The organism is Yoonia maritima, assembly GCF_003003285.1.
Taxonomy (GTDB): Bacteria; Pseudomonadota; Alphaproteobacteria; order Rhodobacterales; family Rhodobacteraceae; genus Yoonia; species Yoonia maritima.
Genome location: NZ_PVTP01000008.1, coordinates 1 through 25,998, shown reverse-complemented (window position 1 = coordinate 25,998; position 25,998 = coordinate 1). Strand labels below are relative to the sequence as shown.

At 57.5% G+C, this 25,998-nt stretch carries 19 protein-coding genes; 9 read left to right on the top strand and 10 right to left on the bottom strand.

All coding sequences use genetic code 11. The features are described from left to right. Positions 1 to 2 precede the first annotated feature (2 nt). The 4 genes from nspC (at position 3) to CLV80_RS12115 (ending at position 5,821) form a co-directional block, all read left to right on the top strand. Positions 3 to 1,175, top strand: coding sequence for a carboxynorspermidine decarboxylase (gene nspC / locus CLV80_RS12130; protein ID WP_106358208.1), 1,173 nt, complete (start codon positions 3 to 5; stop codon positions 1,173 to 1,175). Then, positions 1,172 to 2,026: an agmatinase gene (gene speB, locus CLV80_RS12125; RefSeq protein ID WP_106358207.1), complete on the top strand. Its 855-nt coding sequence runs from the start codon at positions 1,172 to 1,174 to the stop codon at positions 2,024 to 2,026. Before nspC ends, speB begins: the two co-directional genes overlap by 4 nt. Before the next feature lie 166 nt (positions 2,027 to 2,192). Beyond that, positions 2,193 to 4,028 (top strand): ABC transporter ATP-binding protein, encoded by a 1,836-nt coding sequence (locus CLV80_RS12120; protein ID WP_106358206.1) that lies wholly within the window; start codon positions 2,193 to 2,195, stop codon positions 4,026 to 4,028. Then, positions 4,025 to 5,821 (top strand): ABC transporter ATP-binding protein, encoded by a 1,797-nt coding sequence (locus CLV80_RS12115; protein ID WP_243394542.1) that lies wholly within the window; start codon positions 4,025 to 4,027, stop codon positions 5,819 to 5,821. Before CLV80_RS12120 ends, CLV80_RS12115 begins: the two co-directional genes overlap by 4 nt. On the opposite strand, the gene CLV80_RS12110 is transcribed toward CLV80_RS12115, so the two are convergent. The 7 genes from CLV80_RS12110 to CLV80_RS12080 form a co-directional block, all read right to left on the bottom strand. Then, the gene (locus CLV80_RS12110; protein WP_243394558.1) at positions 5,822 to 6,640 is read right to left on the bottom strand and encodes an ABC transporter ATP-binding protein; all 819 of its coding nucleotides are present in this window, start codon (positions 6,638 to 6,640) and stop codon (positions 5,822 to 5,824) included. Positions 6,641 to 6,683: 43 nt separating this feature from the next. Next, positions 6,684 to 8,831, bottom strand: coding sequence for a condensation domain-containing protein (locus tag CLV80_RS12105; RefSeq protein WP_106358203.1), 2,148 nt, complete (start codon positions 8,829 to 8,831; stop codon positions 6,684 to 6,686). Between the two features lie 121 nt (positions 8,832 to 8,952). Beyond that, a complete protein-coding gene (locus CLV80_RS12100; protein ID WP_106358202.1) occupies positions 8,953 to 10,002 on the bottom strand; it encodes a FecCD family ABC transporter permease in 1,050 nt (349 codons plus the stop codon). Then, a complete protein-coding gene (locus CLV80_RS12095; protein ID WP_243394541.1) occupies positions 9,999 to 11,009 on the bottom strand; it encodes a FecCD family ABC transporter permease in 1,011 nt (336 codons plus the stop codon). The genes CLV80_RS12100 and CLV80_RS12095 overlap by 4 nt, the downstream gene beginning before the upstream one ends. A 4-nt stretch (positions 11,010 to 11,013) precedes the next feature. Further along, entirely contained in the window at positions 11,014 to 11,958 is a 945-nt protein-coding gene (fepB, locus tag CLV80_RS12090; RefSeq protein ID WP_106358200.1) for a Fe2+-enterobactin ABC transporter substrate-binding protein, read from the bottom strand. Continuing rightward, entirely contained in the window at positions 11,955 to 13,349 is a 1,395-nt protein-coding gene (locus CLV80_RS12085) for a condensation domain-containing protein (RefSeq protein ID WP_106358199.1), read from the bottom strand. Before CLV80_RS12085 ends, fepB begins: the two co-directional genes overlap by 4 nt. 15 nt (positions 13,350 to 13,364) lie before the next feature. After that, positions 13,365 to 17,684: an amino acid adenylation domain-containing protein gene (locus CLV80_RS12080; protein ID WP_106358198.1), complete on the bottom strand. Its 4,320-nt coding sequence runs from the start codon at positions 17,682 to 17,684 to the stop codon at positions 13,365 to 13,367. Positions 17,685 to 17,888: 204 nt separating this feature from the next. Between CLV80_RS12080 and CLV80_RS12075 the strand changes: the two genes are divergently transcribed. From CLV80_RS12075 to CLV80_RS12065, 3 genes are read left to right on the top strand one after another with little or no spacing between them, the layout of a single operon-like run. Next, on the top strand, positions 17,889 to 19,496 hold the full coding sequence (locus tag CLV80_RS12075) for a (2,3-dihydroxybenzoyl)adenylate synthase (RefSeq protein WP_106358197.1): 1,608 nt from the start codon (positions 17,889 to 17,891) through the stop codon (positions 19,494 to 19,496). Positions 19,497 to 19,510: 14 nt separating this feature from the next. After that, positions 19,511 to 19,759 carry a phosphopantetheine-binding protein gene (locus CLV80_RS12070; protein ID WP_243394539.1) on the top strand — a complete coding sequence of 83 codons (249 nt, stop codon included), beginning with the start codon at positions 19,511 to 19,513 and terminating at the stop codon, positions 19,757 to 19,759. Next, a complete protein-coding gene (locus tag CLV80_RS12065; RefSeq protein ID WP_106358195.1) occupies positions 19,752 to 20,414 on the top strand; it encodes a 4'-phosphopantetheinyl transferase family protein in 663 nt (220 codons plus the stop codon). The genes CLV80_RS12070 and CLV80_RS12065 overlap by 8 nt, the downstream gene beginning before the upstream one ends. Here the strand turns inward: CLV80_RS12065 and CLV80_RS12060 are convergent. Genes CLV80_RS12060 through CLV80_RS12050 form a run of 3 tightly spaced genes read right to left on the bottom strand, consistent with a single transcriptional unit; the run spans position 20,411 to position 23,051 of the window. After that, the gene (locus CLV80_RS12060; RefSeq protein ID WP_106358194.1) at positions 20,411 to 21,187 is read right to left on the bottom strand and encodes an SDR family oxidoreductase; all 777 of its coding nucleotides are present in this window, start codon (positions 21,185 to 21,187) and stop codon (positions 20,411 to 20,413) included. The two genes, CLV80_RS12065 and CLV80_RS12060, sit on opposite strands and share 4 nt — an antisense overlap. Next, entirely contained in the window at positions 21,178 to 21,831 is a 654-nt protein-coding gene (locus CLV80_RS12055) for an isochorismatase family protein (protein WP_106358193.1), read from the bottom strand. The genes CLV80_RS12060 and CLV80_RS12055 overlap by 10 nt, the downstream gene beginning before the upstream one ends. A gap of 20 nt (positions 21,832 to 21,851) precedes the next feature. Next, on the bottom strand, positions 21,852 to 23,051 hold the full coding sequence (locus CLV80_RS12050) for an isochorismate synthase (RefSeq protein ID WP_106358192.1): 1,200 nt from the start codon (positions 23,049 to 23,051) through the stop codon (positions 21,852 to 21,854). Positions 23,052 to 23,489: 438 nt separating this feature from the next. On the opposite strand from CLV80_RS12050, the gene CLV80_RS12045 reads away from it, so the two are divergent. Then, a complete protein-coding gene (locus CLV80_RS12045) occupies positions 23,490 to 25,586 on the top strand; it encodes a TonB-dependent receptor (protein WP_106358191.1) in 2,097 nt (698 codons plus the stop codon). Between the two features lie 186 nt (positions 25,587 to 25,772). Further along, a partial coding sequence (locus CLV80_RS18305; protein ID WP_165793376.1) for a helix-turn-helix domain-containing protein occupies positions 25,773 to 25,998 on the top strand: 226 nt, incomplete at its 3' end.

The following is a 25,998-nucleotide window of genomic DNA, read 5'->3' as shown; positions in this document are numbered from 1 at the left end:
CGATGGATATCGAAGAACTCTCCCGCACGAGCTTTGCGCGGTTTGACCTGAACCGTGTGCCTTCGCCATGTTTTGTCGTGGACGAAGTCGCGATCGAACGTAACCTGAGCATCTTGGCCGACGTGGCCAAGCAATCAGGTGCGCATGTTCTATTGGCGCTCAAGGCGTTTTCGATGTTTGCGACGGCGCCTTTGGTCAACAAATACCTGTCGGGTGTTTGCGCGTCGGGTCTTTATGAGGCCCGGCTAGGTCGCGAAAAATATGCGGGTGAGGTCACCACCTATTGCGCCGGGTTCAAGGCGGATGATCTGGATGAAATCATCCATCTGTCCGATCACTTGATCTTTAACACACCAAGCCAGCATCAGCGTTTCGCCAGCCAGGTACAAGCGGCGCGGGACGCGGGTGAAACCATTAGCCTTGGTCTGCGTATCAACCCGGAACATTCCGAAGGGTGGAACCCAAAATACGATCCCGCAGCGCAATGTTCGCGGCTTGGCACGCCGATATCAAAGGTCAGCGCGGCTGATCTGATTGGCATCGACGGGCTGCACATGCACACGCTGTGCGAACAGGGTTTTGAACCTCTCAAGCGGACTTGGGATGCGGTCGAAGACCGACTTGGGCCGTGGCTGAAGAACATGAAGTGGCTGAACCTTGGTGGCGGGCATCACATCACCAAGTCTGATTATGATCGCGCGGGGCTGATCGCGCTGATCCAGCACATCAAAGAAACCTACGGCGTCGCCGTATATCTGGAACCGGGCGAGGCCTGCGCGCTGCATGCGGGCATCTTGGTCGGCGAAGTGCTGGACGTTGCCAACAACGACATGCCTTTGGCGATTACTGATATATCGGCCACATGCCACATGCCCGATGTGATCGAAGCGCCTTATCGCCCTGATCTATTGGGCGAGGTTGCAGAGGGCACGACCTATCGTCTTGGCGGGCCGTCTTGTTTGGCGGGCGATGTGATTGGTGATTATACCCCAGCACAGGAATTGGCACCGGGCGACCGCATCGCGTTTTTGGATCAGGCGCATTATTCGATGGTGAAAACCAATACGTTTAACGGGGTGCCTTTGCCTGCGATTGCGCTTTGGAATTCTGACACTGATGACCTGCGGATGATCCGCGAATTTACCTACGAAGATTTCTTGGAGCGCTTGTCATGACTTATTTTCTTGAAGGCGAACTATCAGGTCGCGAACGCGATCCGCAGTCGGCCAAGTTTCGGGTGATCCCCGTACCGCTAGAACGCACTGTGTCTTACGGGGCAGGGACCGCCGGCGGCCCTGATGCAATTCTTGAGGCCAGCGTTGAGCTAGAGCGCCTGTTTCGCAATTCCGAACCCTGTGCGCAGGGTATCGCTACCGAAGAATTTGTGGATTGTTCCGGCCCATTGCCCGAAGTCATGGAACGGATTGCCGCCCGCACCGAAGGGGCCGTAAAGGCAGGCGCTGTTCCTGTCACCTTGGGCGGCGAACATGCGCTTTCTTATGGTGCGGTGCGCGGTGTGGTGCGCGGCTTGGGCCGCGATGTTGGTATTGTCCAAATTGACGCCCACGCTGATTTGCGGCTTGCCTATCAAGATGAACGCCATTCGCATGCATCGGTCATGCAATTGCTGGCCGAAGAAGATGGCATTCGCATTGCGCAGTTTGGCGTACGGGCCCTGTGCACCGAAGAGGCCACGCGCCGTACCGATTGCGGGGTCTTCTATCGCGATGCCGAAGAATTGGTGACCGAAAACATCAGTGCGGTCGATCTGCCCGATGATTTCCCCCAAGACGTCTATGTCAGCTTTGACGTCGATGGATTGGACCCGTCGATCTTGCCTGCGACGGGTACGCCCGTGCCGGGTGGACTGGGGTACTATCAGGCGCTGAACCTTGTCCGTCATGCCCTAAAGGGGCGTCGTTTGGTTGGGTTTGATGTGGTGGAACTGGCCCCCCATGACGATAGCACCGTGTCCGATTTCACGACGGCGCAGATCACCTATGCCATCATGGAAATGGCTGATTAACCAACATTAATCAGTTTCTGAGCGATCAAAGAAATTGCGTCCGGGTGACCTCGGGCGCTTGTAGTCGTGGTGCGCGGTTGTTATCGTCTGCCTCGATCAGCCAAGCTGCTGCGGCACCGCCGAAAGCCTAGCCAACAGTCCCGCATAAAGCATGAAGAGGCAGGCAATGGCGATCAAAGAGCCGCGCGCAGAGCAAACCCCGAAACCAAAACGCGTTTCGCCCTGGCGCATTCTTACCCCGGTCAAGACACAGATTAATCTGGCGATGGCGATCTCGGCCAGTTCGGCGCTGTTTGGTTTGGCCGTGATGCTGCAGTTGATGATGGTTGTGCAACGCCTGATCGAAGACCCAACAACGGTTCCGTGGCTTTGGTTTGCGGGTGCTGCAATCTGCACAGTCGGTGCCTATGTCGCCCGGCTGGGCGCGTTCAATCAGGCGCATTATGCAGCCTTTCGGTTGGAACGCGTGTTGCGCACTGGTTTGGCAGAACGGCTGGCGCGCGTGTCGCTTGGCTATGTCGAAACCCAAGGTGCCGGTGCGCTGGCCAAGGTAATCCATGATGATGTGAAAGCGCTGCATGTGTTCGTGGCGGATAGTACGCCGCTTTATGCGCGTGCTTATGTGACGCCGGTCGTGACGCTAGCACTGTTGATCGCATTGGATTGGCGGCTGGCGCTTGTGACCTTGATCGTCCTCGGGTTTGGCTATGGCATCTTGAACGGTGCACAAAAACGTCGTCGTGACATGGTGCGCAAATATAACGCCGCTCGTGAACAGGTTAGTGCGGCGGTCGTTGAATACGTGCAGGCCATGCCTGTTGTGCGCAACTTTGACAGCGGCAAGATGAGCTTTGGCCGCTATCAGAATGCGTTGGACGGTTATCTAACGGTGATGTTGGATTGGTACCGCGCGGCTGGATTTCCGGCGCGGTTCTCTTGGCTTGTGCTAAGCCCGATGCCGACATTGACCCTGGTGTTGGGCACTGGGCTTTGGCTGACATCAGCGGGTGATTTATCTGTATCGCGGTGGCTTGGCGTGCTGCTGATCTGTACCGGCATGGCCGAAGCGATGATGCCGATGATGATGCTGCGCCACATGATCGAGAAAGTATCGCTAAGCGTTGCGCGCATCGAAGAAGTGATGACTGCGCCCGAACTGGGGCAGGGGGCCAAGGTGCCATCGGACACGCCGCTAACCTTGGACCCAACAGCGCCAGCATTGCAGTTTGAAAACGTGACCTTTTCCTATGGTCCTGATTTGGACCCCGCGCTGCGCGATATCAGCTTTGCAGTTGCCGAGGGTAGCGTGACCGCTTTGGTCGGGCCATCGGGTGCAGGCAAAACAACGGTCGCGCGTCTGATCCCACGATTTTGGGATGTGACGTCGGGTGCGATTTCATTGGGCGGTCATGATATCCGCGACATGGGCCCTGATCAGTTAATGGAACAAGTCGCGTTCGTGTTTCAGGAAAGCTTTCTATTTGCAGAATCGATCGCTGCAAATATTCGAATCGGCAAACCAGACGCCAGCGACGAAGACGTGATTGCTGCTGCGACTGCTGCGCAGGCACATGGTTTCATCAGTGATCTACCCCAAGGATACGACACGCCCGTCGGTGAACGCGGTGTGTTTTTGTCAGGTGGCCAACGCCAGCGGATCGCGATTGCGCGGGCGCTTTTGCAAAGCCGTCCTATTTTGGTGCTGGACGAGGCGACAGCCTTTGCCGACCCTGAAAACGAGGCCGAATTGATCGCCGCCCTGTCCGAGCTGATGCGCGGGCGGACTGTTATCATGGTGGCGCACCGTTTGGCGACGATCCGCGACGCCGATCAAATCTTGGTCTTTGATCGCGGGCAGATTGCCGAACGTGGGGCGCATGATGATTTGGTCGCGCAGGGCGGGGTCTATGCCCGCCTATGGAACAACTATGAACAGGCGCAAAACTGGTCGCTGGGCGGTGAACGCACCCCCCAAGCACCCGTGATCGAGATGGTGAAATGATGCAAAAAGCCGCAAATGTACCGCCGCGCAAAACAAGCGCGAGTTCCTTTTTAACGACCTTTCGTCAGCTAGCCGATAGCGTCGGACCAGAGGCCGCGCCGGGCCTGCGTTGGTCATTGGCTGGATTGATCGCTGCCGCTGCTTTTCAGGGCTTTGGCCTAGCCGCGATTGCGCCGCTGTTCACTGCCGCCGCGACTGATCCGGACCTAAGCCGGGCGTTGATCTGGTTTGGCGTGATGATCGCCCTGATGGGTACGGCTTCGGGTTTGCGTTGGTTTGCCCAAGGGTTTGATTTCGACGGCCGCATGGTTCGTGCGACATGGCGATTGCGTGGCCAGTTGGGCGCAAAACTGCGTGAAATCCCGTTAGAGCAATTACAGAACAAACGCGCCGGAGAGTTGAACTCGATGGTTTTAGGCAACGTCGATGAGAACCTGCTTTATGCGCTGACGGTGCTTAATCTGGTGTTCACTGCGATTGTTACGCCACTGTGTGCCGCGATTGGTATCGTGATGTTTGACTGGCGGTTGGGGCTGTTGCTGCTGATGATTTTCCCGGCCATCGTGCCGCTTTATCGTTGGCGCAGGCCCGCGCTGGGGCGTGGCAAACGGATTTTGGGCCAAGCCCACCAAGAAGCCAGCGCCGACGTGTTGGAATATACGCAGGGGCTTCCGATTTTGCGGGCCGCTGGTCGTGCAGGCGAAAAAGCCGAGAAGCTTTCCCAGACATTCCATAAACTGGAATCGATTCAGGCGTTTGGGCATCGTAAAGGGGCAAAGCCGAACATCATCGTAGCGAGCGTCGTTGAATTGGGCTTGGTTGCGGTTTTGGGGCTTGGTGTTTGGCTGGTCGTTGCCGGAAGCCTGCACCCCGCGACGTTGGGCGCTGTCTTTGTGATTGTAGTGCGCCTGTCAGAACCACTGTCCACGTTCATCCTATACACCGCGATGCTAGAGGTGATGGAAGCCGCGCTTGAACGGATCGGCGCGTTAATGGCGACCAAGCCTTTGCCGCAAACTGAACCAGCACAGGTCCCCAAGGAATTTGGAATCCAGTTTAAGGATGTTAATTTCACATATGCGCAAGGTGACGGTCAGGCGATCAGTGGTTTCAACGCCGATCTGCCCGAACGGTCGTTGACCGCGCTTGTTGGTCCATCGGGTTGTGGCAAGACGACTCTGACCCGACTGTTGCTACGGCATTTCGATCCGCAGAATGGTGCGGTGACAATTGGCGGGGTTGATCTGCGACAAATCCCTGCGGATCGTATCAATGGTCTGATTTCTGTCGTGTTTCAGGATGTGTACCTGTTCAACGACACGGTTCTTGCCAACATCCGCATGGGCCGCCCAGAGGCAACCGACGAAGAAGTTCGTGCAGCTGCCAAAGCCGCGCAATGTTTGGATTTCATCGAACGCTTGCCGCAGGGCTGGCAGACTCCATTGGGCGAAATTGGTGGCCGATTGTCTGGTGGTGAACGTCAGCGGATTTCGATCGCGCGGGCGCTTTTAAAGGATGCCCCGATTATTGTTTTGGATGAACCAACTGCGGCGTTAGATACTGAAAGCGAACTGGCCGTGCAGCGTGCGCTGGATGCGTTGGTATCACAAAAGACCGTGATTGTGATTGCGCACCGCCTGTCCACCATTGTTGGGGCCGACCAGATTTTGGTGATCGAAGACGGCACCCTTATGCAAGCAGGAAAGCATGCCGATTTGCTGGCCAAAGGCGGCCGCTATGCCCGGATGTGGGCGGCGCAGGGTGCGGTCAAAAAGTGGTCAGTCGCGAGCTAATCAGCGCGGTACGATCATTGGTGTATGGCTAATGGGATCGTCGATGATGATCCCATCCAACCCAAACACCTGCTGCAGCAAGTCTGGCGTCATAAGCGCCTTTGGCGTGCCTTCGGCGACGATTTTACCAGCGGTCATCACCACGAGATGATCGGCGTAACGGCAGGCCTGATTAAGGTCATGCAGCACGGCCACAATTGTGCGCCCCCGTTCGCGGTTCAATTGGCGCAGCAGCGAAAGCAGTTCAAGCTGGTGGGCAATGTCGAGATATGTTGTCGGCTCGTCCAGCAGCAAGATTGGTGTTTCTTGGGCAAGCACAAGCGCAATCCAGACGCGTTGGCGTTGGCCACCAGAGAGCGCTTCGACATCGTGATGTGCCAAATCGGCGACACCGGCGGCATCCATTGCCATGGCGACGATACGTTCATCTTCCGCGCTTTGCTGGCGGAACGGCCCCTGATGCGGGTAGCGCCCGCGCGCGACAAGATCGACAACAGTGATCCCCGGCGGGGCCTGTGCGCTTTGCGGTAACAACCCGATTTCTTGGGCGAGCTTGCGCGGGGGGAGCCGCGCGATGTCATGCCCATCAAGAAGAACCTGGCCCGCACTTGGCGGCAGCAAATTACAAAGCCCCCGCAAGAGCGTGGATTTCCCGCAGCCATTCGGGCCGATGATGACGGAAAACTTGCCCTCTTCGACGCCCATCGAAATATCTGCGCTGACCACTTTGCCAGCATAGCTAAGCGAAAGCCCCTGCGCCTGAAGGCGCGGGGTGTTTGTGGTGGGCTGCTGGTTTGGGGCGTTATGAGAGCGTGAAATTGCGTTCAAGGTGGCCTCTGACTGGCGAGTGACGGGCAAGGGATTAGGGTAATAGTTCGGCGAGCGGACGATCCGCTGCATTGTCGCTGGCGAAGGCTGCACAGCTATTTTCGACTGCTGAAATCAGTGCTTTGACATCATCGGGGCCGTAATGCGCGGTGCGATAGCTCATCATTACGCGCAGGCGTTTTGCGCCCTCGATCACGTCTTCGACGACCTCGAACTGTAGGCCAAGCACAGAGTCGCTTTTTTCGGGGTCGACTTGACGGAACCGGATCGGGCCTTGGGGTCCTTCTAGCGTGCCGTTCAGTTTGTTTTGCGCGTGGATTTGAATGAAGACTTCGAACATGTGTTCGCCCAATGGGGCTTTGCCACCCGTCAGCGCATCTTCGACAAGGTCGATTGGGATTTCGCAGTAAGGCAGCGATCCGTTGATCATGTCGCGCACGTTGCCGATCAGCGCCCGTGGCGTGAGGTGGCCGGGGGTGCGCAGCGAATGGGCCGTCACAGTGGTGAAATACCCGATGGTGTCGAAATATTCGGGGTCGGTGCGCCCTGACGCCGATGTGCCGATTGTCAGGTCATCGAGCCCCGCAAGCCGTTGTAGCGCACATGAAATCGCGGCGTAAACGGTGTTGAACAACGAGGCAGAGCAATCTTTGGACAGCGCGTAAAGCGCATCTGAAACGGGACGATCAAGCATGATCTCGGTCCAGCCACCGTCCGCAGCATGACCATCCGCAGGCGGCTGCCACGGTGCGGCTGTCGCGGCGCGGATTGGCTGTGGGGGTGACGCGTCCTTAAGAGCATCAACCCAGTAGTCCAACGCGTCTTGGTCAAATCCAGACGCCGCTTGTTTGTGGGCAAAGGCGTGGAATGGCGCGATGGGTTCTCCCCAGTCGGGTGCGTTACCCGCGACCCTTGCGGCATAGGCTTTGGCAAGGTCATCCATCATCAGGTTCACGGACCATTCGTCAACGACGATGTGATGGAACAGGAACGACAGTGTTTGCCCTTCGGCGTCGCGCACAAAACGCAGCCGGATCGGTAGGTCACGCGCGAGGTCAAAGTCGTAACCGGCCTCTTCGCCAAGGATCGGCGCGGGGTCTTGGACACCTTCGGACGGCCAGAACCATTGCTGTTGGTCGACCTCTGACATCGGAATGCATTCTTGTTCGACGGTGTCGCCTTCGGCGATAAAGCGGCTGCGCAGGGCAGGGTGGCGTTCAAGAATATCGCGGAAGGCGGCGGCGAAAACTGTTTCGTCAACCGGATCAAGAAAGCGCAGCACAAAGGGGATGTTGAACATAGGTCCAAACCCAAGTGCGGCGTAGATTTTCCACAAGGACGCCTGCGCGTGCGACAGTGGCGTGCGTTCTGTGGTTTCATAAAGCGTCGGAAGCGGCCCCGGTTTCACCGCAGCCCAATCGTCGGCTTGCTGATCGGCGGCCGGCGTTTCGATCTTGGCGACTTTGGCCAGTGACGCAGCGGTGGCATGTGAAAATAGGTCGTTGAACCGCAGCTCAAACCCGTGTTGCGACGCAAGCCGCCCGATGACGCGGGTGGCGACCAGCGAATGCCCACCGAAATCAAAGAAATCGCTATCGGCTGTCATCTCGGGTGCATCAAGCGCGAGCCGGAATTCGTCGAGGATGGTTTGTGTGGTTTGATCTGTCGCTGTATCCTGAAGGGCAAGGTCAGTCGCCTGATTTTCTGCTTTGGGAGCAAGTGTCGCCAACAGCATGTTGCTGTCTGGAAGGTCAGCTGCAATCGGGTGCCGGATCAACGCAAGATGTGTCGTGTTTTGCGCCATAATCAGCGCGAGCGCTAATGGTCCACGCGTCGCTAGATCCCAGGTTTCGGCAGCCAAATCTGTTACGACTTGTGCCACCTGTGATGCGTTTTGCGCCCAGCGGATTTGCAGGCCAGCCGTGGTTTGTGACGGACGCACCAGCAATTCACCCGTATCATCGAAATGATAGCTCCGGCCCAATTCCGGCGTATCGATCACCAGTTGAACAAAAGCCGCTGCGATTGTGCCCGGCTCGGTTTCCGCAGGCAGTTGGACAAGCTGAACAGAAGGCACCAGACCGTTTTCAGTCTGCATATGTTCAAGCCATATCCGCGCTTCGTCTGGTGTCGCAGGGCGAGAACCGAACTGGTCGTCGGTATGCGGGTTATGCTTGGTCATGATGGTGTCCTGCTGGTTCCGGGGGGCGTCATTTTGGGCTGGGGACCCTTGTGCGAGGGCCCGGATCTGGCGCGTGTAAACAAGGGCAGGGCCACCATAATGTCAAGTGTTTTTGTCGGATTTACGGGGCGCCGTTCCGTAGCCGATTTCCGGCGAGCAACCAGATCAGGTAGACCCCACCAATGATCCCGGTGACTTGTCCGATTGGCATGGTCAAGTCGAAGGGCGCAACGCGTGTCAAAAGGTCCGCGCCAAGCATGAGGCACGCGCCAAACAACGTCGCCCCGATAAGCGGTTGTGTTGGTGCACGCCCCAGCCGCCGCGCAAGCTGTGGTGCGGCGAGAGCGACGAATGCGATCGGTCCGGTGGCGCTTGTCGCGAGGGCGGCGAGTATCAGCGCGCCCAGTAGCATCCAGCGGCGCACGCGTTCGACGGGCACGCCAAGTGGCCCTGCCAAATCGTCGCCCATCTCCATCATTCCTAGAGGCCGCATTCCCAAAAGCATGGGCCCCATCAGCGCAATCAGCCCGAGCCATAAAGGCCAAACATGCCCCCAATCGCGCCCGTCGACGGACCCCGCCAGCCAAAGGTTCGCCGAAATCGCGACGTCTAGATCGCCCTTTACCAGCAGCAGTGCGTTGATCGCGTGCAGCACTGCACCAACGCCAATCCCCGTCAGTACAAGCCGATAGGCGCTGACCCGTCCGTCTTTTCTGGCCAATAGATACACGCCGACGCCAGTCAGAAGCGCGCCGGCCATCGCTGCAAGCACGACATTGGCACCTGTACCGCCAAAGACGATAATCCAGATAAGCGCACCCGTGGCAGCGCCAGCAGTGAAACCGATGACGTCAGGCGACCCAAGTGGATTACGCGAGATGGTCTGAAACACCGCGCCCGAGGTGCCAAGGGCCGCACCTGCGCCGATTGTAACCAAAAGGCGTGGTAGGCGGATGTCTATGAGCACATGTTCGACGGCGCGGGATGGGGCATTGCCCGTAATGACCTGCCAAATCTCTTGCGTCCCGATTGGAAGCCGCCCGAGCATCAGCGCTGTCGTGGAGCCAATCACGAGCAGCCCGAACAGGATGATATTCAGCCAAAGCGCGCGGCGTGCCAAAAGCAACGACCAACCCCGCCAACGTAGGACAATGTTTGGTGCAGTCGTCATAGCCCGCTCATCTTTAGGCGCCGTGCCAAAGCGACGAATATCGGCCCGCCGATGAGGGCAGACATGATGCCAACGTCGATTTGTGCGGCCGGGTCGATCAGCCGCCCGGCCAGATCAGCGACACTGACAAGCGCCGCGCCGATCAGCATGGAAAGAAGCAGTAGCGCACGATGCGAAGGGCCAGTGATATGGCGTGCCAGATGTGGCGCGGCCAAGCCGACAAAGCTGATTGGCCCGGCTGCCGCTGTCGCTGTCCCGCAAAGCACGACGATCACGGCGGCTGCGGCAAACCAGACACGGCGAGGATCAGCGCCAAGGCTTTGGCCGAAATCTTGGCCCAATGCCAGCGCATCTAGCGGTCGCGCCAAAGCGACCGCAGCAAGGCCACCAATGAGCGTCAGCCAGATGCTGGGCCATAAAACATCCCAGCCGCGCCCCTGCAATGATCCGACAGCCCAGTGACGGAATTGATCGAAAACATGGGCTTCGGCGTTTACGGTGATCACGCGTGTCAGCGTCATCAGCACGATAGACAACGCCGCACCTGCCAGTACCAGCCGTACCGGGTCATGTGTTTTGGTCATCCCACCCAGCAAAAATACGGTAGCGCCACCAACCCCGGCCCCAAAGATGCCGGCCCAAAGCGACGCACCGATATTGATTTGGCCAGTCGCAGCGATCAGGCAAACAATGGCGAGCGTCGCGCCCGCTGAAATGCCCAACAGCCCCGGATCAGCCAGCGGATTTCGTGTCAGCGTTTGCATCACTCCGCCAGCGGCCCCGAGCGCCGCGCCGACGCAAAGCGCAAGAAACACGCGGGGCAGGCGCTGGTCGCGCACCAACAGATGCGCGCCATTTCCGGCGTCAAAGTCCAATAGCGCGGTCAATGTTGTCGCGGGGGTGATCGCTCGTGGCCCGACAAAAAGGCTGGCGATTGCGGTCAACACAACGAATAGAATTGCACCCCAAAGCAGCAGGCGCGGCATGGACGAAAGGGGCGGTGTCATGCGTTTAGGCCCGGCCAAAGCGTTGTGCGATGCCGGCGACGATTTCCGAGGCGCTGTAATAATCCACCCTGAAGGAATTGCGCCCAAGCCCGTAAACTTGCCCCAGTTGCACCGATGGCAGGTTGCTCAGGATTGGATCATCCAGCAACCGCTGCGCGTCCTCATCCGTGCCCGCCAATACAAATGTGGTCTGCGCGGTCAGTTCGGTCAGATGTTCATAGGCTGCGCGGATGAAATCGGCGGCGGGCGGTGTATTGGCGCTTTGCCAGCTACGCGGCGGATCTTCGAGCTGGAACCCAAGCGCGTTCAGCAATCGACCATGTACGCCACCCGCTGTAGCGACCGGGTTGGGTGCACCGGGGCCGTTGTAGCTGATGATATTTGTCAGCCCTTGGGGGAGCTGAAGCTGCGCACGCGTGGTTTGCAGTTCGGTTGCGAATAGGCTGAGAAGCGCGTTGGCCTCTGCCTCGTGACCGATGGCTTGGCCAAGCTGCCCTGCCAAATCTTCCCAGCCGATCGCGCCGTAATCTAACACCAGAACGGGTGCGACTTCTTCAAGCGCGGCACGTTGCGCAAGGGCGGAATCTGCGCCGCTGGCGGACACAACGATCAGGTCAGGGGCAAAGGCCCAGACGGCTTCGAGGTCGACGGCACCTGCACGCCACAGTTTTTCAACGCCGCGTTCCTTTGCGATATCCTGCCATTGCCCAAAGTAGTCACCGCGTACCGTTGTGGCGCTGGCGACAAGCGGTGCTTCGATGGCCAGCAAACTGCCTGATAGCGTGACAGAGGTTGAAAGTATCCGCTTCGGCTGTGACTGCAGGATTGTTTCGCTGCCGTCTGCATTGGTGACTGTGCGCGGCCAACCGGAGTTTGCCTGAACAGTAGTCGGCAACATAAATACGCCTGCGGCACATGCGCTGCTGGTTATGAATGAACGACGTTTCATGCGCCCTCTAAACGGCCAGCGATTGGCCTGATTGGTGTTGATTTCTTTTGCGCAGCTATGGGCAGGGCAGGTGCCGCGTGCCGGAGCAATTCTGCAAGCGGCATATCAAACGCGCCATCCGCACAGGCCCGGATGATAAACGGTACAAGATCAATGGTGCTGGCAGTGAATTGCGCCTGTGATGCGGGATCGGCATCAATCCAAAGGCCCAGCCCATCAGCATTCGAGGCACCGCCCCACGTGAGGTTAAACCCGTCACCCGGCCCTGCGGCCAGCACTTCGCGTTCTGCCGTGCAGCCGATGAATTGGGGTGGATCAAATGGAATGACGTTGATCAACGGCGAAAAGAAGAACCGCTGCCCTTCTTTCAGGCCACGGTCGGCGGCAAGCTGTTCCACCCGATACCGCCCGTGGCGCCGCAGTTTGCGCAGCACTTTGCCCATCCGCACAAGGTAATCGCCCAGCGTTTCATCAGCGACGTTTGTGACGATCAGCGGCAAAATATTCACGACGAGCGCAGGGATTTCTGCGCTGACGCTGCCGAACCTGCTCATATACGGTAGCCAAACGGGCAGGCCCGGACCATCAGCGGATAGGTCGCGTGTCACCCAAGCGGCGCTAAGCAGCGTAAGCAGATCAGGCCAGCCCATATCGTTATTTTCGGCAGTCTGCCTTAGCAGGGCGGGCAATGTAGGCGGCAGTTCGGGGGCCGCACTAAGTGGCGAACAGCCGTAGTCTTCTTCGTCCTTTTCTAGCACGGTCAGGTCCGGACCATCGGCAAGCGTCTGCGTCCAGCGATCTTGGTCGCGGGTATGGTGGGCGCTTGCGCGATAGGCGGTTTCTTCTTCGAGGTAACGCGGGAATGGCTGAAAGGCACCCAAATCAGCCGGATGCCCAAGCGCCTGCGCATAAAGCGCAGCAGCGCGGCGTTCGATAAGGGACACGCCGTAACCATCAAGCATGATGTGATGACCACGAAGGTACCAAAGCCAGCGCGTGCCGCTAAATTTCAACAACCAAAGCGCGGAAATCTGATCGCGTTCCAGATCAATCGGTTTGGCGATGTCGGCTTCCATCATTTTACGCCCGGCTGCTTCGGGGTCGGTTTCAGATGTCAGGTCGTGATAATGCACCGTTGGGATGCGCGCGGGATCAATCTGTTGGCGCGGCCCGTCTGGCCCATCGCGAAACCGCAGCGCGAGCACATCGGTTTCCTGCGCAAGCTGATTTAATGCGCCGATCAACGCGGCCTCGTCCACCGGTCCTTCGATGATGGTGCAGTGGGCCACCGTTGAAAGCGGCCGATCTGGGTGAAGCCGGAATTCTTCCCAGAAATCAAATTGGGCAAGCGTCAGATCAAGCCAGGGCGCAGCGGTTGGTTGGGCGGACATTGGGTTTCCTTCGCCTTAAGTCGCAGAGATTGCTGGCTGACGTACGATCAGCGCGGCGGCTTGCCGTGCTGTGCGTGCCCCAAGCAATTGTGCTGGGCTAAGCTTGCTTCCAAAACGTTCATTCATTGCGGTCGCGATAACCGCGAGGTGGTTCGGCAGCAGGCCAAGGCTAAGCAAGGTACTGTCTGCGGTCGCGCTTTCGTGCGGCCCTAAGTGTTCAAGATAGATCCCGAGCACTCGGTTGACGAGATTCTGATCCGGTTCGGCCACTTTTGGTGCGGCCGGGGCTGTCGGGCGTTCGTTCGCCAAACGCCGCGCGGCGGCCCTATCAATTTTGCCATTCGCCGAAAGCGGCAAAGCGGGAACCAGCATGAACCGATCAGGCAGATGGGATTGCGGAAGCCTGTCACGCATGTAGGTCCGTAATTCGGCGGGGTTCGTCTGGGCGTCATCGTGTCCGACACAAAGTGCCGCAATCGTTGTCTCGCGGCCATCGGCGGATGCGATATCAACGACCATCGCTTGGCGCAGCGCAGGGTGATCGCCCAGCACCGTTTCGATTTCACCAAGCGACACACGGACGCCGCGGACTTTGACATAGCCGCCGACACGTCCCGCAAACAAGATGGTCCCTTCGGGCGTCCATTGACCCAAATCACCTGTGCGGAAGGCCCGGCGCTGATTGCCATTGTCGTCCGGTAAGGTCACGAAATCTGTCGATACCAGTTTGCCGTCATCAAGATACCCAAGCGACAGGCAATCACCCGCTGTGTGGATGCGCCCGACAACACCAGTTGGGCAAAGTTCGCCTTCGGGGTTACAGATCAGGTATTCAGCGCCCTTCAGCCCCCGACCATATGGAATCGCCCCGGTTTCAGACCCGATTTCGTACCAGATGCTCCAGATCGTTGTTTCTGTCGGGCCACCCAACGAAAACAGCCGTGCATCCGGGCGCAGTTCACGCAGGCGGGCAATTTGGGCAGGCTTAATATAGTCACCGCCCTGCGCGATCAGCCGCAAAGAACCCAGCTGTTGGGGTCGCACGCTGTCCAAAAGCATCTCAAGGATGGCCGGGACTGACACCCAGATCGTCACCTTATGACGGGCGACGATCTTAGCCCATTCCATGGCGTCTTTGTCTTGGCCGATGTCTGGCATGGCCAGCGTGGCACCCGCGCTAAGCGCGCCAAAGATATCAAACAGTGACATGTCGTGATGCAGCGGGGTGGCCGACATCAGAACGTCACTTGCCCCGACTTGCCATTCATTGAGCGACTGTTCCAACACATTGGCCGTCGCACGGTTGTTTAGCACGACGCATTTCGGTGCCCCGGTGGTGCCCGATGTGAACAGGTAATAGCTGGGTTCGCGGGTCAGGCTGCGTTCAGCAAGCACAGTGTCTGATGGCAAAGCACCGCCCGGTGCCGCCAGATCGGCGGGCCGGATACTGGGCCAGTCAGCGATATCATCGTTTGAAACAACAAGCGCGGGCGCACAGCGGGCAAGCTGGTAATCTCGTCGTTCGGTGGGGGCCGATTCATCAAGCGGCACCCAGATAACCCCGGCAAGCGATGCTGCGAGTTGAAGCGCAATATGGTCAATGCCGCGCGGCAAATGGATCGCCAACACTGAACCCGCATGAACCTCGCGTTCGGCAAATCCGCCAAGGATTGCTTTGACGCGCGTATGCAGGTCTGCATAGCTAAGCTGTGTTTCGCCTTGGATCAGCGCGGTGCCTTGCCCGGCACGCAGATGCGCGGCGATCTTGGGTAGGTGTGCGACAGGGTCGGGAATATCCGGCTGTTGGTCCGGCTGATTTGCGGGCACAACAGGCAGGCAGAGTGTGTCTTGGTCACAGATTTCGACAAGTGTGGCTGTGATCGCATCAAGCATGGTGTTGATCGTATCGGCGTTTAGCGCGCTTTCTGCATAATCGGCGGCGATTTCGATCCCGCCATCCGGCGCGTTCATCAATCTGATATCCAGCGCGACTTGCGGCGTTTGCGTTTGCCCGGCGACCTCTTGCATCTGGCCATTTGGCGTTACCCAGTTCAGCCCGTTGGTTAAGACAACGGGCAAGGCAAGCGGTTCTTGGGTTTGCGACAGCAGGTGGCGCGCGATATCGACGCCAGCGAACCCCATATGCGACAGCCCTTCCATCGTTTGGGTTTGAAGCGCAGCGGCCCGTTCAAGAGGCGTGCCAATGCGCGCGTCATGGTCCACGGCAATAAAGGATGACCGATTGCCTAGCCCCGTTTGTTCAAGCGCGGGCGCGGTTGGCAAACCAACGCAAAGCCGCATGTCTGGGGTGAAACGCGCCAAGACGTCCAGCACCACAAAGCTAAGCAAGCTATTCAAAAACAGCTTATCCTTTGCCCCAGCGCGACGCAGTTGGCGTTTTTGGGTAGGGTCGATCTGGCGGGTGCTACGGCGATAGCGCGAGGTTTCGATCTGATGCAGCGGCGTGCGCCAAGGCAGGCGCGGCGCGGTTTCGACGGATTGCAGCGCCTTGGCCCAATAGGCGGCGTCGGCCCGTTGTTGGGGCGCGGGCGCTGCAGGTGTCTTTGATGGGTTCTGTGGTACGAGTGGTTCGTGCCCGAACATCTCTGTGCAGATTTGCGCGATTGCGGGGCCGTCCAGCGCGATTGCGTCGAATTTGACGGCGACGGCATCTTGTTCGCCTTCGGGCATCTGGACCGCACATACCTGCCACAACGCGCCATCAAGCGGGCAGGGGGTTTGCGCGAATTTATCCCAAAACGCGTCAAGCTGTGCTGCTGCGGTTTGATCGGCGCTAAGATCGCGCACCTCAATGGGTGACTGTACTTGCGGCAAATACGTTAGCCGCAGATCGGTTGCGTTCACGCGGGCGCGCAGTGCGGGATAGGCCGCGCAAAGCGTATCAAGCCGGGTCCGTAGCTGTGGCACATCAAGTGTGCCGCGGAACAAACGGACCTCTTGCATGGCGACACCACCGAGCGGAAGCGCCTTGTCGCGGCCCATGATATAGGCGCGCTGCAATTGCGACAGTGGCTGACTGTTTGCGGCCGTTTCGTTTTCTGCCAGCAATGTGCGAAGCCGTGCAACAAAGCCGTTGAACAGCTGTTCGATCCATTCTTGGTCAACAAGATCCAACCGGATATCCCAGTTGATCAGGATCTGATCGCCCAGCTTTGCGATCTGTGCGTCTAGGGCCACGCCGGGGCCTTGTGAAACGCTCCAGACAAGATCGCCAAGCGTTTTGGCGGCATTTTCGGGCAGGATCGAACCAAGTTCGTGGTCAAAGCCAGCGGTGAACACAACGGGTGCATTCGGCACATTGCCTAAATGACGCGCGAGATCGCGCATCAACTGCGGGCCGGGGCGGGCGGCGTGTGTCACGGCTTGGATCAGGTCAGTTTGCACAGTACGCGCCAGAACCCCCAGATCCGCGCCTGTATCTTTGACCCCCAGCAAGGTGAAATCGGCGAAATCACCAACTGTCGTGGCGCAGTCGGCGCGGTGGAACATTGGAACGGTCAATCGCAGCGCGGGTTGCGCGCAGGCTTTGGCGAGTTCTTGGCTGAATACAGCAAGCGCCAGCGCCGATGGTGTCACCCGCAACGCGCGGGCCAAGGTCACGAAATCGGCGGATTGCTCGGGGCTAAGCGTGGCTGCAAGCCGGGTCGTGTTGGTGCCACGGTCACGTGGTGAAACTGTGGGGGCGGGAAGATTGGGTTCTTGCGGTAGCTTCGGAATTTTGACCTTCCAGAAATCACGCGCGGCGGCGTCTTTTTCGGTGCGCGCAGGGTCATTGCGCCGCGCCTGCAGGTAGGCCGCAAAATCACCAGCATCATCGGGCAGGGCGTCTGGCCCGGCCTCGTACAGCTGCGCGAGTTCGGCCATCAGATAGGGAAAACACGACGGATCGGCGGCGACCATATCGATATCGATATGCAGCCGATGGCGCCCTTCGGGCAATTGGGTCAGCGTGAATTCGCATGCTTCGCCGTTTGCCAAGGCAAGCCGCTGATGTGTTTTTTCATCGCGGATGCGGGCAAGGGCGGCGTCGCATCCCAAAGGATCAAGCCCGTGCAGATTGTTGAAGTGCAAGCGGTGCAATGCAGATGGTTCGGCGATGCTGGGCTGCCCTTGGGCATCGACCGCAAGTCGCAGCTGCGGGTGCCGGGCGATCAGTGCAGAAACCGCAACAGACAGCCGATCGGGGTCCAAGGCGGGCTGATTATCGGTGCTGTCCAGTTCGACATATAGATGGGCCGAGGGGCTTTTTTCGTCCTCGCCTTTGGCGTGTCCATTGACCCAGCAGGCGGCCTGCATCGCGGTTAGTTCGTACATCTGCAATCACCCGTTGACAATTCCAGACATAAATACTCAAGTATTAGAGCACGTCAACCTGTGGAATCCGCACGCCTTACAAATTGCCGGTAAAATGTTGAAATTGTTGTCGGTTCTAGAAAAACGGCCGGCTGACGCGTTGGATTTGGACGAAGATAAATATCGGGGCGGGTACAGGCTGCTTCGAAAAGAACCGGATACGCGATGACTGATTTCACCCCTTGGCCAGAAAATCTGGCGGAACTTTATCGGCAAAAAGGATATTGGATCGACAAGCCGCTAACGCATGGGTTGCACTATCAGGTCCAGGCCCGCCCCGGCGCCAGCGCGATCCAGTGCGGTGCGCGGGCGATCAGCTATGCCGATCTTGATCACATGTCTTCAGCTCTTGCTGTTCGGTTGTTGGCGGAAGGTCTGCAGCCCGGTGAGCGCGCTGTGGTTCAATTGCCGAACTGCGCGGAATTTTACATCACGTTCTTTGCGCTATTGAAGGCGGGCATCATGCCTGTGAATGCGCTGTTTAATCACCGGGCGCTCGAGTTGCGGTCCTATGTGGAACAGCTACAGCCGACATTGTTCATCGGGTCGCGGGGTCATGCCTTGTTCAAGGATGATGCCTTTGAAACGGAACTGCGCGAGATTTCAAAGGGGCTGAAGCTGTGTCTTTATCTTGGTGATGCCGATCCGAGGGCTGATTTACAGCAATGGATGGCGCCCGAAGTCGCTGAAACCGCCGAATTGCCCGAACTCGATCCTGGTAGCGTTGCGTTTTACCAGCTTTCGGGGGGCAGTACCGGCACGCCAAAGCTAATCCCGCGCACGCATAACGACTATGATTATTCCGTGCGTGCCAGTGCCGAAATATGCGCGTTGACCCCGCAAACCCGGTTCCTGTGCGCGCTTCCAGCGCCGCATAACTATGTGATGAGCTCGCCGGGTGCGCTTGGTGTGTTTTTTGCGGGTGGTACGGTTGTGATGGCCGATAACCCAGACCCAAGCCTGTGTTTTGATATCATGGAACAGCATGGCGTTACGGTGGCGGCATTGGTGCCATCTGCGGTTGGTCTTTGGCTAGAGGCCGTGCGCGAAGGCAAGACACCGCCAGCCAGTCTAGAGTTGCTTCAGGTTGGCGGTGCGAGCTTTGCCGAAGCTCTGGCGCGTCAGGTGCCGGAATTGTTGGGATGTCAGTTGCAGCAGGTCTTTGGCATGGCCGAGGGGCTGGTGAACTACACCCGCTTTGATGACCCCGAGGAACGCATCTTTACCACGCAGGGCTGCCCGATTTCGGAACATGACGAAGTGCGCGTGCGCAACGCTGACGGCTATGATTGCGCGGTTGGTGAACCCGGCCAGTTGTGGGTGCGCGGGCCATATACGTTCCGTGGTTATTTCCGGAGCCCCGAACATAACAAATCCGCTTTTGATGCCGAAGGGTTCTATTTCAGTGGTGACCTCGTGCAGCGTGATGCGGACGGGTATTTGCGTGTGGTTGGCCGGGTAAAGGACCAGATCAACCGTGGTGGCGAAAAGATCGCCGCAGAAGAGGTCGAAGGTCTGCTGCTACGCCATCCAGAGGTGCTTGAGGCGGCTTTGGTTGCCCAGCCTGACGCCCGGCTTGGCGAACGTGGTTGCGCGGTTTTGGTGACCCGCAATCCGTTGCGCCCGGTTGAATTACGCCGCCATCTGATGGGGTTGGGCGTTGCGGAATACAAACTTCCCGACCGCTTTATCTTTGTTGAAACAATGCCTTTGACGGCTGTTGGCAAGATCAACAAACGCGTTTTGCGCGACACAATTCTAGAAACTCAATGACGAAGGACACGAACGTGACTGTAACAACGACTGAGGCGACTGATTTCGATTGGTTGGAATCGCGGGTATCAAAGCTGATCGAAGACGAAGGCCCCATCGATCCGGCGGAAAGCCTGATTTATTACGGGCTGGATTCATTGCGCGTTATGAAATTGGCGGCAGAGCTAAAAGAACGGGGCATCACCGTTAGCTTTGAAGACCTTGCCAAAGACCCAACGCTGAATGCGTGGTCCGCGTTGATCGACGCGCGGAAGAATGGCTAAGGCGCAGTCAGCGCAGAATGATTGGCAGGTCGGTCTTGATCAGTTGCGTGTGGCTTTGCCCGCGTGCCGGATCGAGATGCGATCAGCTGACTATACGTCCGCCCCACAATCGGGGGGCGGGCGCCAGCGCCGCGCCGCGCAGCACGATGCTGGGCGTTTGGCAGCGGCGGCGGCAGGCAAAGGTCTGACCGGATTGCCGTGCTTTGCTGGGCGTGGGCCAGATGGTGCGCCGGATTGGCCCAAAGGGCTGCGCGGTTCTATCAGCCATTGCGCGGACCGTTCAGTCGCAATGGTTGGGGATGCCGCCAATTGGTGTGGTCTTGGCGTCGATATCGAACAGCATTTAACCACCCAAATCGCCCAAGAGATTGCTCCGGTCGCATTGACCCAGCGCGAACGCGTCACGTTTGGCGCTGATCCTTTGTGGGTCGCGCTGATATTTTCGGCCAAGGAAAGCCTGTTTAAGGCGCTTAGCCCATTGATCAACCGCCGTTTTGATTTTGACGCGGCAGAGCTGTGCGCGGATCCGAAAGGCGCACCGCATCTGCGGCTGACATGCGACCTTGCGCCAGATTGGCCAGCGGGCCGCATGATCAAACCATTGCTAATCCCATGCAGGGCAGGGGTGTTAACGGCAGTCGCATTGCCCGCCTAAGCGCGCAACGTTGCCCCGCCGTCGATATATAGATCAGCCATTGTGATATGGCCTGCTTCCTCGGACAACAGGAACATCGCGGCCCTAGCAATATCATCAGGGGTGGCCAGTTTGCCCAGCGGAATACCAGTGCGATAGTTCTCCAGATCACCTGCCAACACCCGCTTGGGGCCTTCGTCGTCTTGCCACATGCCCGTTTGCATTGGGGTCAGCGTTGAACCGGGTGCAATCACGTTACAGCGCACGCCGTGTTCTGCCAGTTCAAGCCCAAGGCATCGTGTTAACATGGTCAGCGCCGCCTTTGACGCGCAATAGGCCCCCATGTTCATGCGGGGAATGCCTGCGGCGTTGGAACTGACCACCACCAAGGCGGCGTTGGATTGCGTGATCAGACGTTTGCCTAAATTCTGCATGACATGAAAACTGCCATTCAGGTTGATGTCTTGGACGCGTTGCCATTCCTCTGTGCTGGTTTCCAGCAAAGGCCCCATACCCAAGACACCTGCGGTATGCAGGCCAAGGCTAATCGGACCAACGGCCGCTTCGGCTTGGGCAACCATTTGGGCAACGGCCTGCGCGTCGCGCAGATCGCAGGGTAGCCAATCGACCGCCAGCGCGCGTTGATCTACGGGTACTGCGTTGATTGCGGCTTCGGTATCGGTGGCGACGACCTTTGCGCCTGCGGCTTGCAGTAGCGCAACGGCCTTAAGCCCAATGCCACCCGCAGCGCCTGTGACCAAAGCGCTGCGTCCTTCAAATCCGGTTAGGCGCATGCGGCGACCTTTGGCATGTTGGCCAGCACATCTTGGGTTGAAACCACGCCGCCACAGCAACCCGCCACCCAGTTCATTGCCATTTCATGACGTGGTTCGTCAAAATCTGCTTGGGCATCTGCAATCGCAATCGGTTGGATATCGCGTTGAAATGCCTCGGCTGCGGTCGCGAGACAGCCGATGTGGGCGTAAATCCCAGTGATCAGCAGTTGGTCACGACCGCGCGCGCGCATCAGCGTTTCAAGGTTCGACCGCTGAAACGCACTGTAGCGATGTTTGACCAGAACGATGTCTTCGTTCGCCGGGGTCAGTTCCGGCACGATCTGCTGATGTTCGTCGCGTGTCGACATGCCCGGCCCCCAAAGGTCCGCCTGCAAACCGCGATCAGCGCGCAGTTGGTTGCCCTCTTGCGCGGTGTAAAACACCGGAATGTTGTTGGCCCGCGCAGCGCTGGCCAGTGCCGCAATATTGCGGATGATGTCGGGCAGGGGTGCTGCGTCCTGTGGAAAAGGGGCGCAGAAATAACGCTGCATGTCATGGATCAACAGCGCAGCGCGGTCGGGCGCGAATGTCCATGGTGCGCGTGCAGTTGGCAAAGCGTCCTGTGTTGGTAATGGATAGGACGGAATTCCGGGAAGTGCCATTGGGTGGTTTATCCTTGGGGTTAGTTAAGGTCATGCAATGCGGCGTCACGCGGCAAGCCAAGCGCAGCGAGGAGCGCTCCAAATTTAGCGCCGGTTTCAGCCGCCTCTAGCTGCGGTTCAGAACCCAGTACAATTCCTGCGCCGGCATATAGCCGCGCTTGTGTACCGCATAATTCAGCGCAACGGATCGCCAGATACCATGCGCCATCACCATATCGATCACACCAGCCCACAGCACCCGCATAAAAATCGCGGGGCACAGGTTCAAGCTCGCGAATAAGATTGGCCGCGCGTTGGCAAGGCATCCCGCAAACAGCAGGCGTTGGGTGCAGCTTTGATGTCAAAACGACCGCCGGAGTATCGGGGTCTTTCAAGACGCCTTTGATCATTGTGCCAAGGTGCCACATCGAACGTGTCGTGGTTAGCGTGGTCCCATCAGGCGCACCCAATTCAACGCAATAAGGCCCCAGCGTATCAAGGATATATTCAACGACCAACGCATGTTCACGTTGGTCTTTGACCGAGTTTTTTAGACCTTCCGCAGCAGCGGCATCAGCCGCCGGATCATCTTGGCGACGCGCCGAACCAGCCAACGGATGTGACAGAATTGCGGTGCCGTTTTTGCGGATCAGCAGTTCTGGCGTTGCCCCAACAAGGTGGCGCGGCGCTGTATCATTCGCTGCGTTTGGCAAGGCGACTTGAAACGCGGTGACAGACGGGTCTTCGGACAGCTTGGCCAAGACATCAGCGATTCCGAAATCATGCGCCTGTTCCAACATCAAAGTGCGGGCCAAGACAACTTTGTTCAACCCCTGCGGTAGCTGTTCTTCAGCCCGCATAATATCAAGCGCTTGAGAAACGCTTTGCATATAGGTCTGAGGTGAGGGCTGGGAACGTGGGCGGGATACTGTCGCGGGCAGCGCCTGAATATTTGCTTTTGGTTGATCCCCTGGCCAACGTTTATCGGCGTGATCTACCTGCCATAGATAGTCGAATTCGGACTTATGAAAGGGCAGCGCGCCACCCAACAAAGCACCGTCATCTGCGCCATTAAAGAAAGACCCAACGCGGTCGCTAAGGGTTTGATCATCGCCGCGGGCAATTGGCTGCGCAGGCCCGGCGGCGCAAATCACACCGTCACTATTGCGAAACGCGAATGGCTGATCTGGAATGGCTGGCGTCCCTTCAGTCGAACGCGCATTTTGGAATGGCAAAGTCATGTAACTGCCTCAGTATTGCGCGCAATTTCATAGGTGAGTGCATGCATTGCGCGCCCTGTTCACGGAAATGCCGATCGCGCAATGCGCCTTCGGCTGCGAATTTATGTGTGGGTTTGCTACTTCACTCTACGCGCGCCATAGCGACGCAATGAGAATGGCCCCGTGTGGGGCATCGCTGCCTAGTTGAACAATGCCAGAGTGTCCGGGGGCCTTCAAGATATAATTTACTATAACAGTCAGGTAATTAATAATTCCCAGCCGCAACTTGAGAGTGTGGTGTGAAAATGGTCACATTCCGACTATTTTTATCAATTATTATGTTGCCTCTTGAACTTCGGAGATACCGTGGCCAAACAACGAATAGCGTGTACGCACGCAGGTATTTCACAAACATTGCCAGCCATTCAAAGCCAGCCAGACCATTGCAAGGGGTAACGAATGGAACAGAAGCGAACCGCGCGATTGCTCGGCGGTGTAAGTATTGTAGCGATTTGCGCAATCTCACCTTTATCAGTGCTAGCGCAAGACGGCCCCGAAGAGGCCTATTCACTAGGAACCATCTACATCACCGGCGATACGATGACACGCAGTCAGCAGCGTACTGCTTCCTCGGTCACAGCTGTTGAAGAGGACGAAATCGACGCACTTAAAGGTGCCGACTCTGTCAGCGATGTGGTCCGTGGTTTGGCTAACGTGACGCTTCCTGCCGAAGGTGGACAGGGCGGGACGCCTACAGTGCGCGGCCAAGATGGCGAAGGCCCGAACTCGGGTGCGACCGCGTTCTTTGGTGGCACCGCACCGCGTCTGGCTGTGAACGTTGATGGTCATTACCTGAGCTATAATGAACTGGTCTATGCGACGACCTCACTTTGGGACGTTGAACGCGTCGAGCTTTTCCGTGGGCCGCAAACCGTCAGTCAGGGTGCAAACAGCATCGCGGGTGCGCTGGTTATCGAAACGGCTGATCCGTCATTCACACACGAAGGCGCGGTAAAGCTTGAGGCCGGTAGCGGTGGACGGCGCAGTGCCGCGCTTATGGCGTCTGGCCAGATTGCGCCGGATGTTGCGGCACGGTTCACATTGGACCACACCCAGCGAGAGAATTTCATCGACTACACAAATCCAGCGTTCTCGATGGGCGATACTGATCAGGATCACAGGTCTACAACCGCACGGGTTAAGCTTTTGTGGGAACCTTCCCAATTGCAGCAGCTTAGCACGCAATTCACGTATTCTCATTCCGACAGCAACCGTCCGACGTGGGAAGCAGCAACCGAAGATTATTCCGACTATGAGAGCATCGTCACTGGCAACCCAAGCTGGGGTCAGATCACAGATACTGCTGTTCATGATCTAAGCTATGAATTTGATAGCGGCGTCACATTGACGAACCAGCTACAGTATTCAGCGATGCAAACAACGCGGACAACTTCGCCAGAAGCTAGAGGCAGTGCCGAGATCGATCAAAACAACGTTTCGAACGAAACTCGCCTTGCCTTAGGGGATGAGACGGAAACATTCAGCGGTGTTGTCGGGGTATTCGCATCGCACACAACAAGCGACGAAACTCTTAACCTTCCGACTCGGACAAGCACGGAATTGTCCCTATTTGACGATGAAAAGGATAGTGTCGGTATATTTGCAGAGGTCAACTATCGTCTGACCGATCGGTTGTATCTCGGTGGATCACTTCGGTACCAGAACGACCGGGTACAACGGATGGGATCAAGCCCTTATGCGGCCGAAGATGTGGACTATGACAAAACCTTCGAGGCTTGGCTACCTAAGCTCACGGTTGCATATGACGTGAATGACAGCACGACCGTCGGTGCGATGGTGTCAAAAGGTTACAACCCCGGTGGTGTTACGCTCGGACTATCTTCGCAACAATGGGTCGAATTTGACGAAGAAACCTCGGTTGATTACGAGATCTTCGCGCGTACGAAGGTGCTCGACAATCGGCTCGGTCTGACTGCCAACCTCTTCTACACCGAATTTGACGATATGCAGCGCTATGTGACGTCAGAAGCGGTGGACGGGGTCTTTGAAGCGGTCACTGTCAACGCTGAAGAAGCCCATTCCTACGGGCTAGAGCTTGGCTTTGATTTTGAACCAAGCGATGTGTTGTCAATTAGAGGTAACCTTGGTCTTCTGGAAACAGAAACCGACGAATTTACCAGCGCACAGGGCGATTACAGCGGTAACAGCTTCGGAAGCGCACCGAGCCATACATTTGCTCTGAGTGCTGATTGGCAGGTCCATGAAGACATCATGCTAAGCGGCAACCTGCGTTACACCGGTTCCTACTATTCGGATGACGAAAACACCGAAGCGAGCGAGATCGAGGCCTATACAGTCGCCGATACGCGGATCGTCTACACACCGCGCGACAACGTCGAGCTATACGGCTACGTGAACAACGTCTTCGGCGAAGATGCGGTTACTAGCATGCGCTACGGCCGTGCGCTCGCAGCTTATGAAGCAACGATGGTACAGCCACGCGAAATCGGACTGGGCGTTCAAGTAACGTTCTAATCCCTAACCACGCTCTCCGCGCTCAGGGAATATACCCAAGCGCGGAGAAACCATTTACGGAAACAGGTTTGTAAGATATTATTACATAACTATCATTATGCGATTTTTCTGTGTAGCCTGGTGCGCGCTACCTTCAACTGCGACTCTTGTTAGAAAACAGTATGTTATCTGACGAGAGGAATCGACATGGGAACGACTTATACGCAGTTGAGTATCACAGAACGACGCAGAATAGAACGTTGGAGACACGCTAAAGTCCCTGTCGACGAGATGGCGTGTGTTTTGAAGCGCTGCAGGTCGACGATATTCCGTGAGCTTAAGCGCAATCATTTCAGCGATGAAAGTATGCCGAAGCATGACGGCTACTACGGTGCTGCCGCGCATCTGATGACCGCAGATCGACGCGCACGAG